Genomic DNA, 12829 nt, shown 5'->3' with positions numbered 1-12829 from the left:
CATCAGACAACCTGTTACATGCTTCATACTGTTCCCGCCATGAGGTGAATGTAGGCTACAATAAGGACGATGGACCGTGGCCGATAAGCTTGCTGCAAGTGATCGTCCTTTCCCTTTTCAGGCTGGGCATACCTTACCCAAACCTCTCCAAAAATGTCACCATGCCGGCGGCATAAAACCACCAATAATTAGAATCGCGAGGGATAATCGCTGAGGGATGGAAAGCTCTGGAAAATCAGGTTAATAGAATAAGGGGAGTGTAAGGATATTGTCGTCCACAAAGACCTTCTGGGGAGCGTATCAATGACATGGGTCACATCTGTGTCCATGCCCACTTTGCCCTGCATGCCGGAAATAGGTCTCCATCACCGTGTCATTGCGTGCCTGTCCCACGGAGAGGCAGCCAGATCCGCAGGGCTCAGACACGGTCCTCCCTATTAGTGTAACCGTCGGCCCGCTTGGCCAACCTGAAGGTGGTGGATAAGGGGAAGCTCTTCGTATTTTATCTGCTTGCCGATCATGTCCGTCAGGAATGACAGAGTTGGAATGGATGTCTCGCTGTGCCCGGAATCCAAACGAGAAGCGAATAGAACACAATCGATCCCGCCTTGATCAAAACCACGCAGGGGTAAGCTCACAGGCCAAAGGTCGTCTGATGTGACCTTTCATTACGAGTAGGGTGAGGTCACGTGTAACGTCTTGATCAGACGTCTAAACGATTCCGGCCGGGATTGGCTCTCATCAAAAATATAGCCATGTTGACGTTGCGCGGATTGCAAGAACCTGTCTCGGGAATCCAGGGGGACGCCCATTAACATCGAAAGAGAAACCAGGTATTCTCCGGATCCCCTGGCTATATCCTCTTGCAAATTATCAAAGTTGACGACCACAAACGCGATTTTTTTATGGTCAGCATTGAGCATGCCATCTGCATTGAACCAGGCTCCGGGTGTCGTGCTGGATAGAAATTCTCTGGTGGGCTCGGTGAGGTCTGTTGTGGCTTGGCTGGTTCCATCGGTCAGTCTGGTGATCGAATCGGTCGAGGCGTCAGTCAGCTCGGTGGAAGCATCAAACGGAGCTTTGGTCAAATCAGTTGTGGCATCGGTAATACATCCGGTCAATAACCCACCCAGGAGCATGGCAACGCACAGACCCGGCATGGTCCGGAAGGAATGATGCTGCTTCCGGCTTTCACGGGAACCCCTTTCTGCAACAGAAACGGGCCGAAAAGAGACGAGGAATGTCGGAGCAATCCCTGGCCTTTTAAAAAAACGATAGAGGTGACGAAAATAGGTACTCATGCGCTATTCCCCCTAAACTAGGAAAAATGAATGATTTCGTAAAAATTATATCCAATTGCCTGCTCCCATTCTTTCCCCAAGTTTATCCTGGAAGATCGGTATTTTGTACTCTTGACTCGCTCATGGATCATGGTTTGCACCACATCTCTCCCAAAACTGGTTAAGAGGGACTCACCACTCCTACCCGGCCTCAGATGGCCGGTCGAGACCTTCACCGCATGTACTCGATGAAGCCCAATTTCCTGAATCTGTTCATGAAGAAACTGACACGGGAGCGCGTAGTCCCGATCATCCCGGCAAGCGTTTCCTGACTGATCTTTGCAAGGACCGGTTCCGCTTTTCCCTCTTTGCCAAAATGAGCCATGAACATGAGCACCCGCTCCAGTCGCTTCTCAGCAGAATTAAACAACTGATCCACCAAGTCCTCCTGGATGCGAATGTTGCGAGCCAGGAGATATGCCATGAACAACGTGGAGAAGGCGGGTTCGTCGTGGAGTACCCGGATCATCGACTGCTTGGCAATTCTCACCAGCGTGGAGCCTTCCAGGGTTGCCGCCGTGGCCATCCATACCCGCTGCCCGGCGAGACACCCTTCCCCTCCCCCCCCTTCCTCCACAATACCGACGACGGCTTTTTTCTCCTGCTTCGAGACCACCGAAAGTGTGACCTGGCCGGACTGCACACAGAACACGGCATCGGCCATATCCCCTTGCGAAAAGAGCGTCTGCTTTTGGGAGAACGTCAAAATTATTTTCCCGCTACCGCTTTGAGACAGGAACGCCTGAAGGTTGAAGAGCGCGTCCTACTTGGCTTTCATAGAGTGACTCCTTTGAGAGACCTGAACCAGAATCTGTATAGGGAGGGGGATGTTCGCGTAAAAAGCACGTCAATGCAAAATATTTTTCCGTAACTACAATCATTTGAGCAAAACTTTTACTGAAGCCTGAACAACGCCTCAGGAGTCTTTCCTGGGACGGTAGGGCAAATTTCGAAGCAACATTTCTACCGGCAGCTTCACGATCAATTGAGGCCATTTCACCCACTGCAGAAAATTCCAAAGCAAAAGTATTGCCAGGTATCTCCCGGTCACCTCGATCTTCTCCTGGTAGACCGTCCCCATTGCAAACGGACATTCCCTGGTGAAAGATAACTACCTCCCCTGGGCGGTCTTCTCCTTGGGAAAGCAAACAGGGACAAAGGGTCCAGGCATGAGCCAAGCTGTCTCGCACACAGGAACCCTCTCCAGAAAAACAACTGAAAAAGCGAGCATCTACCAACATTCTTTCGTCATTCACCATTGGCGTAGGATTTGCTACATCAGCGTTTGCTTTCAATGAGAAGCACTTTCGGCCTTCTCGACAATTTTTTAGGAGCAAGGTCCACTTTGCAGAAAGAAAAGCCCCTGATAAAGAAATTTGTTGCGAGGGCTTGGAGGCGTTCCCCTGCCGGAATGTATGCGGTCTTGTTCGGCTTGAGTGTCCTGCTGACCGCCTGTCAGGATCCACCGATTCACGAATTGCAAAAAGCCCGTGAAGCGGTGGAACAGGCCAGGAGAGAAGGAGCCTTGATCTTCGCGCCTGATCTCTACAGTTTAGCGGAGAGTGAGCTGACAATCGGAGAAGAAGAATTTCATGAACAATCCAGGAAAATATTCTGGACTCGAGATTATTCCATGGCCACCCGATTAATCATGTTGGCACAAACGGATGCCCATCAAGCCCTCTCTCTGGCACAAGAAGAAAAGCAGAAATCTTCGATGTCAGACAAGGATCCAGGACATCGACTTTCACACCACAGCGACCTCGAGGGGCTTCATCTGACTCACGGGGGCATTTTCTTTCAGGACCACGAAAGAAGGAATAGTCCTCAAGCTCCATGACTCCTTTAAAACCCCTTTGATTAGGAGAACAAATACAGTATGATTTGAGAGGGTTGTTGTCCTTTCTGAACATGGTCTGCCTACTGACTGCTCTTATTTATTCGCCATCAGCCTGACCCGTGGGATTGTGATTTACCTGTTATTTGTTCATCTGCCAACTTTTGGACATACGCCTTATTCCCAATCGGTCAGATTCGGGATGGTGCCTGAGACTGCCATGGTTTTCCTGTTCATCTCAACGCATCCGGTTCACACATCGGTCATGAGGAGACACACGTGGAAGAAATTGCAGATACCACCGGCAACATGGTCATCCGGTACGGCCTGAGTACGTTCTTTCTCTTCTTAATCATTCTCATCGTCAGGATGGGGATCCACCACAGTCTCTTCCGGTCAACCGAGCTTTCCGTGGAAACACGGAGACGGTGGGCGGTCAACCTCAGAAATGGCCTGCTCTTTCTGTTTATCCTCGGGATGATTTTCATTTGGGCACCGCAACTCCAAACCTTTGCCGTCTCCGTGTTTGCCGTCGCCGTGGCCTTTGTCCTGGCCACCAAGCAAATCATTGATTGCTTGAGCGGTTCGGCGCTCCGGGTGCTGACCAAAGCCTATTCGTTGGGGGATCGCATCGAAATCGGAGGCATTCGGGGAAACGTGGTCGACCACAACGCCTTGACCACCACGGTTTTGGAAATCGGACCCGGCCAAACCTCTCACCAATATACGGGCCGGGCCATGGTCATTCCCAACAGCTTTATTTTCAATCACCCCTTAACGAATGAGACCTATACGAAAAAATACCGCCTTCATATTGTGACCGTTCCGTTGAGTACCGATGATGATTGGAAAACCGCCGAACGTCTGCTGCTGCAAGCCGGAGAAGAAGAGGCCGCCCCGTTTATCGACGAGGCCAGGACGTATCTCAAAAAACTCGAAGGCAAGCTATGGTTGGATGCTCCCTCCGTTGAACCACGGGTCACCATTCAGTTGCCTGAGCCCGGCCGTATCAATTTATTACTCCGCGTGCCCTGCCCGACTCAATATCCCTCACGCATGGAACAAGCCATCCTTCGAAAATTTCTTGCTGAATTTTCCTTTGCTCCCCGCCTGGTTATACAGGAATCTCATTCATCCCATTAATCTTGGATTGGCCTTTCCCCCGCTTCTTATGGTAAACCCTTGTTACTCGTTTTTATCTATCAGCATCCTCGCTGAATGGTCATCAACCCAGACATTGCCGTTTCCACGATCCACTTCGAGGCCGCACACACCCTGTACGGCTGAGGACAAGAACTGAATACCCCGATTCAGGAAAGGCCTATCCATGATTGTCGACACACTTGAGAATGATCCACTCTGGTACAAAGACGCCATTATTTATGAACTCCATGTTCGGGCGTTTTGCGATAGCAATGGGGACGGCATTGGGGATTTCAAAGGGCTCACCCAAAAGCTCGATTATCTCCAGGATCTTGGTGTCACGGCCATTTGGCTGCTGCCCTTTTGCTCGTCGCCCCTCCGGGACGATGGCTATGACATTTCAGATTACACCAACATTCATCCCCATTACGGAACCAGGCGAGACTTTCAGGCGTTTGTCCGTGAGGCCCATCGCCGCGGATTACGGGTGATTACAGAATTGGTGGTGAATCACACCTCGGATCAACACCCCTGGTTTCAACGTGCGCGGAAAGCGCCTCCCGGCAGCAAATGGCGGAATTGGTATGTCTGGAGTGAGACACCCGAACTGTATTCCGATACCCGCATAATTTTCAAAGATACGGAACATTCGAATTGGACCTGGGATCCCGTGGCCAAAGCGTATTTCTGGCATCGTTTTTTTTCTCATCAGCCGGACCTGAATTACGACAACCCTGAGGTGCAAAAGGCGATCTTCGGGGTCCTGGATTTCTGGCTGGAATTGGGTGTGGACGGCTTGCGATTGGATGCCGTGCCCTATCTCTTCGAGCGGGAAGGGACCAATTGCGAAAACCTCCCGGAAACCCATGCGTTTCTCAAAACACTGAGGACGCACGTCGATAAAAAATTCAAAAACCGTTTTTTTCTCGCGGAAGCCAATCAATGGCCGGAAGATGCCGCGGCCTATTTCGGGCAGGGCGATGAATGCCACATGAATTTTCATTTTCCCTTGATGCCCCGCCTATTCATGTCGATGCAAATGGAAGATCGCTTTCCGATTATCGATATATTGGACCAGACTCCCGCGATCCCGGAGGCCTGCCAATGGGGGCTCTTTTTACGCAATCACGACGAACTCACCCTGGAAATGGTCACGGATGAAGAACGGGATTACATGTACCGCGTCTTTGCCCATGACAAGCAGGCCAGAATCAATTTGGGAATCCGGCGGCGCTTGACCCCGCTCCTGGGCAATGACCGAAAAAAAATTGAACTGATGTACAGCCTGTTGTTTTCAATGCCGGGAACCCCCTGCATCTATTACGGGGAAGAAATCGGGATGGGGGATAACTTTTATTTAGGCGACCGGAACGGGGTCCGGACTCCTATGCAATGGAGCGCGGATCGCAATGCCGGATTTTCCTATGGCAATCCGCAGAAACTCTACCTGCCCATTATCATTGACCCGGAATATCATTACGAAGCCGTCAACGTCGAACTGCAACAAAACAACGCCCAGTCGCCGCTTTGGTGGATGAAGCGCATCGTTTCCTTGCGTAAGCGCTATAAGGTCTTTGGACGAGGATCCATTGAATTCCTTCATCCGTCCAATCGGAAAGTGCTAGTTTTCCTCCGGCGCTATCAGGACGAAACCATCCTGGTGGCCGTGAACTTATCCCGCCACGCGCAATGGGTCGAGCTGGATCTCGCTGAATTCAAAGGACGACGTCCCCTGACCTTATTCGGACGAAGTAAATTCCCGGCCATCGGCGACCTGCCCTATTTGCTGACATTGAGTGGACATGCCTTTTACTGGTTTTCCCTGGAACCGGTGGAATCTAAACAACTCGAGGCTCAGGGAAAAACGGAACACGGCTTACCCACCATCACCATCTCAAAAGATTGGGATAACCTCATCCATAAACGGGAAAAAGTCAAACTCGAAAATGTGTTACCCCAATATCTGCAAGGCCGACGGTGGTTTGGCGGCAAGGCCCGCATCATGCAATTCGTGGAAATCACGGAAACGATCCCTCTTCCGCAAGAGAATCCCTTGGCCGTTCTCGCGCTCATCCGTGTGGAATACACCGAGGGAGAACCGGAGACGTACCTCCTGCCCTTGCAGTATCTCCCGGCCGATCGCATGGCCCCACTGGTGGATTCTCCAGCCGCCATTGCACGGGTGCGAGTCAAAATGAAAGCCGGTGAACAGGAAGGCCTGCTCATCGATGCCATGTGGGATCGGGAGTTTCAAAAAATGCTGGTGGACAGTATTTCCCGAAACCGCCGGTTTAATGGTCCGACGGGCGACTTGGTCACCCAAGCCACAAGAATCTTCCGGCGGCAGCTTCAGAAAGAGGTCCCGACTCTTGAACCCACACTGCTGAAGGGTGAACAAAGTAACTCCTCGGTCTTGTTTGGACATGATTTCATCTTAAAACTCTACCGCAGGGCCGAAGTCGGCGTGAATCCTGACTTTGAAATCGGACGGTTTTTAACCAATAAAGGGTTTTCGCATATTGCCCCTCTGGCAGGAGCCATTGAATATCAACGGGACAATGGAGACCTTCTGACGTTTGGCATCTTACAGAAATTTATTCAAAACGAAGGGGACGCCTGGAAATACACGTTGGATGAACTAAGTCGATATCTTGAAGAAGCGCTCACCCATCCCACGGCCATCACCACCTCATCCATTCCTCAAAAATCTCTGATGGCCCTGGTCGACGAGGAGATTCCGACCGCCGCCCGCGAATGGATTGGCCCGTATCTGGAAGAAGCCCGGTTGTTGGGCCTTCGAACTGGAGAACTTCACGCCGCGCTCGCCTCCGATTCCGAAGATTCGGAGTTTAAACCTGAACCATTTACAGATTTTTACCGGCGGGGCCTCTATCAGAGCATGCTCGGAACGGTCAACATGAACTTCCCCCTTCTTCGCACTCAGGTGAAAGGACTCCAGGACCCCGTGCAAACTCTGGCGAAAAAGGTGCTGGAGGGAGAAGGCCGCTTACGCAAACGTCTGTTAACCATACGAGACCGGAAGCTCACCTGCACCCGCATCCGGTGCCATGGCGACTACCATCTCGGCCAGGTGCTCTATACCGGAAAAGATTTCATCATCATCGATTTTGAGGGCGAACCGGCCAGACCGTTGAATGTCAGACGGCTCAAAGAATCCCCGCTGCGTGACGTCGCGGGCATGTTGCGATCCTTTCATTACGCGGCGCATGCCTCCTCGATCGGATTGGTCGAGGGCGTGCGACCGGAAGACTTTTCTTTGCTCGAACCTTGGGCCCGCTATTGGCAGATATGGGTCAGCGTCAGCTACCTCAAGGCGTACCTGTCCGTGGGAGAAGTCCGTAACATTCTGCCCCCGTCATCCGAGGACGTTCAAATTTTGCTGAACGGCTATTTACTCCAAAAAGCGATCTATGAACTCGGTTACGAACTCAATAACCGTCCTGATTGGGTGCGTATCCCCCTTGATGGCATTCTCCAAATTTTAGAAGTGGACTGATGTTCAGGACACCGTGGCCTGATCCGGAAGTCCGGCTGACTCACGGTGATCGCCCAGCCGCATCAGACCTTCTAGACGGGGAATAATCGCAAAGCGTCATCTACAGGAATATCCGAAGAGCCACACACGAAGGAGTGCGTCATGTCTAACATTCCAAAAACGTTGCAAACCCTGATCATTGAACATGTCGAGCCTGAACTGGATGGGGGGCGCTATCCGGTCAAACGGATCGTCGGGGAGAACCTGGACGTCACCGCCGACGTGTTCAAGGAAGGACACGACACCATCGGGGCCGTGCTTCGTTACAAAATGCTGGGGGAGAAGGATTGGTTGGAAACCCCCATGCATCATATCGATAACGACCGGTGGGCCGGATCATTTCCGCTCTCAGAAAACACTCGCTATCTGTATTCCGTGGGAGCCTATGTCAAAAGTTTTGAAACCTGGCGAATTGAACTGACCAAGAAACATGGAGTGCTTCCGGACCTTTCCAGTGAATTATTGGAGGGAGAGGCGCAAGTCAAAGAGGCCATGACCAGAGCCAAAGGTCCCGATAAATCCGAGCTGAAACTCTGGTTGGAAAAATGGAAGTCGGCTTCCGATCAGGAAACCCGCATAGCGATCGCTCTAGACCCGATTGTGGCCACACTCGTCAACCGACACGAACAGCGGGCTGCCTGGTCCATCTATGAGAAGGAATTGGAAGTGATCGTCGACCGTGAGCGTGCCCGGTATGGCGCCTGGTATGAAATCTTTCCTCGATCAGAAGGAACCGTGCCGGGAAAAGGGGGAACATTTAAAGATTGTGAACAACGCCTTCCGGCCATCCGGGATATGGGATTCGATGTGCTTTATCTCACGCCCATTCATCCTATCGGAGAGACCAATCGCAAGGGACGCAACAACAGCTTGAAGGCCAAGCCTGGCGATCCTGGCAGTCCCTGGGCCATTGGAAGCCGACATGGGGGACATGATGCGGTCGAACCGGCTCTTGGGACCATGAAAGACTTTGACCATTTTCAGCAAGCCGTCAGAAGCCACGGAATGGAAGTCGCCATAGATTTTGCCATCAATGCCACCCCGGATCATCCCTACGTCACCCAACATCCGGAATGGTTCAAGCAACGCCCGGACGGGACAATCAAATTTGCAGAGAACCCTCCCAAAAAATATGAAGACATTTACGGATTTGATTTCTATACCGAAGCCTGGCAGGGCATCTGGCAGGAAATGAAGCGGGTCTTCCTTTTTTGGATTGAACACGGAGTCAAAATTTTTCGAGTGGATAATCCGCACACCAAACCTGTCATCTTTTGGGAATGGCTCATTCGGGAAATCCAGTTGGCGCATCCTGATGTGTTGTTTCTGGCGGAAGCCTTCACCCGCCCAAAAATGATGCGGGTCCTGGCGAAAGCCGGCTATACACAATCATACACGTATTTTACCTGGCGAAATTCAAAAGAAGAAATGACCGAATACCTCACGGAATTAACTCAGACGCAGATGAAGGACTATTTCCGGCCGAATTTCTTTACCAGCACACCGGACATCCTGCCGGAAATTCTCCAACAAGGAGGCCGCCCGGCCTTTAAATTCAGGCTCGTGCTGGCCGCCACGCTCTCCCCCACCTACGGGATCTACAATAGCTATGAACTGTGTGAAAATAAGGCGATTCCCGGAACCGAGGAATATCAGGATTCTGAAAAATATGAAATCCGGCACTGGGATTGGGATCGTCCCGGAAACATCCGTGACTATATCACCCGTATCAACCAGATCCGACGGGATCACCCTGCCCTGCACACCTTCACCAATCTGCAATTTTACCAATCCGACAACGACCACATTCTGTTCTATGGGAAAATGAATGCGGACAAGACAGACATCCTCTTGTTCGTGATCAATATGGATCCCTATACCGTCCATGAGGCTCGGCTCCGTATTCCGATTGAGGAATGCGGCATTGGCGAACAGGACACCTATCAACTGCATGAACTCATTCAAGATTACCATCATCAAATTGTGGGAGGTGACTACACTATTCGCTTGGACCCCAACGACGAACCGGCTGCTATTTTCGCGCTCCGCCGCCGGACCCGGCGTGAAAGCGACTTCGATTACTTCATGTAACGGTAAACGATCCGCAAGCTTTTCTCCCCACATTGGAGAACCGCCGCCTGCCCCTAATGGGCAGGCGGCGGAATTTTTTTAGAGATTCATTGTCGGCGTTCTTCAACAAGCCTTTCCCCTCCCTCATGAACGGCATATCTAAGCAAGTACTGACTTTCTCCCCTTGAGAAAATTCAATAACGTTAAATCTCGCCAACATTGAAAATAAGCGATTGTTGTTTCTGATATTTGAGGGGGCACCCGCATTCTATCCACATTACCGCTTGCTATCCTCATGCAAACGTTGAGATGGGCTAGTATCCAAAGCATCACAACACCTCGCACCACCACCTTTCCGGCCATGTCCTCCAAGTCAGAATTTTCTATAATTACAGAAACCAGCCTCCACTGCACCAGTCATAGCGTTTGTTCGTCTGGGAGATCAGACCTCAAGCAACCGATCAGATTCAAGCCGGTTGCAATAAAACAAAAGTAAAAATTCTGCCATGGAGCAATTTCGCTCCGTCATCAAAGTGCATTTTCGCGCATCCCATGACGTCTACCGAGAAAACCTGGTGCGACTTTTTTTTATCACATGGGCTTACGCAGTGAAGGGATTGATTCTTTACTCATTTCATACAGTATGAATAAAGCGATCCGTTCGTCATTGAATTGATTGTCTTTTTTTTCATGAGGTCTCCTCCATGAAAGACGGTCAAAGACGTGCTGACTGTGAATAACCTGCACCGTTCCCTTTCAATTCGTCGCTTTGCAAATGAATGCCGCGAGATGATTGAGGTTAAATTTTCTTGGCATGCCTTATGCGATATCCATTTAAGTATGAAGCAAACCAAAGAAAGGAACAGTTCCCCTTCCTTACCATCTCATTTTCATAACAGGAGGTCAGTATCATGAACAAAACTCAATTTATTGGGAGACCGTCAGCGCACTCAGCCTCGTCATCGGAGTTGCGTTGAACGAACCCTATTGAGGCGAAAGTGAAAATGACCAAACAAAGTCCTTATGGAAATTCCTTTTGACATCCAGACAAATCATGATGAATCGTGATGGCAAATATAGGTACATGATAGACCCGAGACAGAAATATTTTCTCCAGAGATTCAAGAGAATCCTTCATTTACGAAGAAAGTAGAGATATGAAAAATATACTTTGTACAATCACTCTCACTGGTGTGTTGCTCACGACGTCCTTCAGTCCGACCTGGGGATGGGATGGCTCCCCTCAGGAGAATCTCAATAACACGGAAGACAACTTTCTTTGCCTCCAACCAGCCATGATGCAGCCTTCCACTGCGGCGAAAGTGCTGTGCGCTATTGCCCGGGCCCGCGAATCACTCTACAACAAAGCGTTCGCTCATGCCACACATGACCTCCATCGTGCCCGGACTCTGATTGACCTCATCAAATACGCAGGTCCCATGACGCGGGTCAAGGATCAGCTCTGGGAGGTGAAGAAAAATTTGGGTTATGAATCCAGTGAGAAAATCGCCCTGGACCTTATCCCCATTGATCTGGCGCTCACGAACCTCGCATATTTTGTTCCGGTGGTAGAAGCGAAGGCTCATCTTCACGCTGCGCACACCAGTCTGCACAACAAAGATAAGGTGTCGGCCAAAGCACATCTTGAGGCTCTGAACAATGCTCTGGTGTATACGGAAGGGGTTCTACCATTAAGGGCCACCGAACGTCATATCGCTCAGGCCCAAGAGTTGTTAGCGCACAACAACATTCGACAAGCGGACGTTGTCCTTGAAAACGCTGAGGCAGGGATTGAGTTGATATCCTTACGCGTGGATGTCGTGCCAATTGAACAGGCCAGGAAAAGCTTTGGGCATAGCATGGACATCCATCCGGTCGCAACGGTTGAAGGAAAGAGAACCGGACTTAAGCAGGCGGGAGTCTGGTTAACGCGTCATGTGCAAACGGGGGACAGGGAGGTCACAACCGAGGCAACAGCCATGACAGGAATGGTCGGACCCTTGACTGAAGAAAGCGGGCAGAAAGGAAGAGCGGTTAAACCCGCCTTACAAGACCTCTGGTCAAAGACCACGGCACCAGCAGCAGGTGACGCAACTCAACCGGTGGTCGGTTGGCAAACCTTGAGGAAATACAATACGACCAACCTCCCTCGTATTACGAAACTCAAGATTGATCTTACGGATGCCAATTTTTATTTAACCTATACCGAAATTTTCGAATTCATTACCCATGAAGACCATAAAGCCCAGACGGCCATAGAAAAAGCGCAGACACATCTGAAGGCAGCTGAGAAGTCGGCCGATGGCTGGTTAAAGGGGAATATTCAAGCCATCCAACAAGAGAGCAACCTCATCCACAAGGAACTCATGAACGACCAACAATCCAACATGATTCGGTACGCGAAAGTGAAAACTGATGTCCAACAGCTTCTTAGAGAATTGTCCTGGTAACCACATATTTCTCAAGCGAACTCAACAGTCAAAATCGCGCCCACCGGGGGATCCAAGGCCCAATGGCAGTCAACCTAAGCGCGGGGACGCTTTAATGCAAATGACACATAAGAAGAACGCATAAAAAGATTACGGAGCACTCGAAATGCGCCCCAACAGGATGAACATATGACGGTGAAAGAGGAAATGGGGGATTGACCTAAACTCTTTGGGATTATGGCAGACATCTCAAGAATTCCCTCAGAGGGCACAACAACAAGGAGGGTCACCATGGTGAGGGGGGTGTATATTTTAAAGTCCCATTTGGATGCGATAGTTTGCTTCTCGGGATCTGCGGTTTTTAGCGGTGAGAAGCCCGCAACCGTGTCTTCGCCGGCAGAACGGATCATCGATCAAACGCCACACGACGAACCTGTCAACAACACGGTTGGGG

7 protein-coding genes are annotated in these 12829 nt (G+C 50.6%); 5 read left to right on the top strand and 2 right to left on the bottom strand.

The window, feature by feature from the left end; genetic code table 11:
• Positions 1–668 precede the first annotated feature (668 nt).
• Complete coding sequence (locus AAH187_RS16920; protein ID WP_342349658.1) at positions 669–1301, bottom strand: DUF3015 family protein; 633 nt, start codon at positions 1299–1301, stop codon at positions 669–671.
• 211 nt (positions 1302–1512) lie between these two features.
• Positions 1513–2046: a Crp/Fnr family transcriptional regulator gene (locus AAH187_RS16915; RefSeq protein ID WP_342349657.1), complete on the bottom strand. Its 534-nt coding sequence runs from the start codon at positions 2044–2046 to the stop codon at positions 1513–1515.
• Positions 2047–2751: 705 nt separating this feature from the next.
• Between AAH187_RS16915 and AAH187_RS16910 the strand changes: the two genes are divergently transcribed.
• The 5 genes from AAH187_RS16910 (at position 2752) to AAH187_RS16890 (ending at position 12396) form a co-directional block, all read left to right on the top strand.
• A complete protein-coding gene (locus AAH187_RS16910) occupies positions 2752–3180 on the top strand; it encodes a DUF4398 domain-containing protein (RefSeq protein ID WP_342349656.1) in 429 nt (142 codons plus the stop codon).
• Positions 3181–3456: 276 nt separating this feature from the next.
• The gene (locus AAH187_RS16905) at positions 3457–4320 is read left to right on the top strand and encodes a mechanosensitive ion channel family protein (RefSeq protein ID WP_342349655.1); all 864 of its coding nucleotides are present in this window, start codon (positions 3457–3459) and stop codon (positions 4318–4320) included.
• A gap of 184 nt (positions 4321–4504) precedes the next feature.
• Positions 4505–7837 (top strand): maltose alpha-D-glucosyltransferase, encoded by a 3333-nt coding sequence (gene treS, locus AAH187_RS16900; protein ID WP_342349654.1) that lies wholly within the window; start codon positions 4505–4507, stop codon positions 7835–7837.
• 141 nt (positions 7838–7978) lie between these two features.
• Complete coding sequence (locus AAH187_RS16895) at positions 7979–9967, top strand: alpha-1,4-glucan--maltose-1-phosphate maltosyltransferase (RefSeq protein ID WP_342349653.1); 1989 nt, start codon at positions 7979–7981, stop codon at positions 9965–9967.
• A gap of 1136 nt (positions 9968–11103) precedes the next feature.
• Entirely contained in the window at positions 11104–12396 is a 1293-nt protein-coding gene (locus tag AAH187_RS16890; protein WP_342349652.1) for a YfdX family protein, read from the top strand.
• The last annotated feature ends 433 nt before the right edge of the window (positions 12397–12829 follow it).

Origin of the sequence: uncultured Nitrospira sp. (genome assembly GCA_902500695.1) — a bacterium.
Taxonomy (GTDB): domain Bacteria; phylum Nitrospirota; class Nitrospiria; order Nitrospirales; family UBA8639; genus Nitrospira_E.
Note: the sequence above shows the minus strand (reverse complement) of the source record. Positions and strands in the feature narration are given on the sequence as shown.

Bases quoted from the DNA above. Each gene is read 5' to 3' on its own strand.
- AAH187_RS16920 (WP_342349658.1), bottom strand. From the start codon at position 1,301: ATGAGTACCTATTTTCGTCACCTCTATCGTTTTTTTAAAAGGCCAGGG.
- AAH187_RS16910 (WP_342349656.1), top strand. From the start codon at position 2,752: ATGTATGCGGTCTTGTTCGGCTTGAGTGTCCTGCTGACCGCCTGTCAG.
- AAH187_RS16890 (WP_342349652.1), top strand. From the start codon at position 11,104: ATGAAAAATATACTTTGTACAATCACTCTCACTGGTGTGTTGCTCACG.
- treS (WP_342349654.1), top strand. From the start codon at position 4,505: ATGATTGTCGACACACTTGAGAATGATCCACTCTGGTACAAAGACGCC.
- AAH187_RS16895 (WP_342349653.1), top strand. From the start codon at position 7,979: ATGTCTAACATTCCAAAAACGTTGCAAACCCTGATCATTGAACATGTC.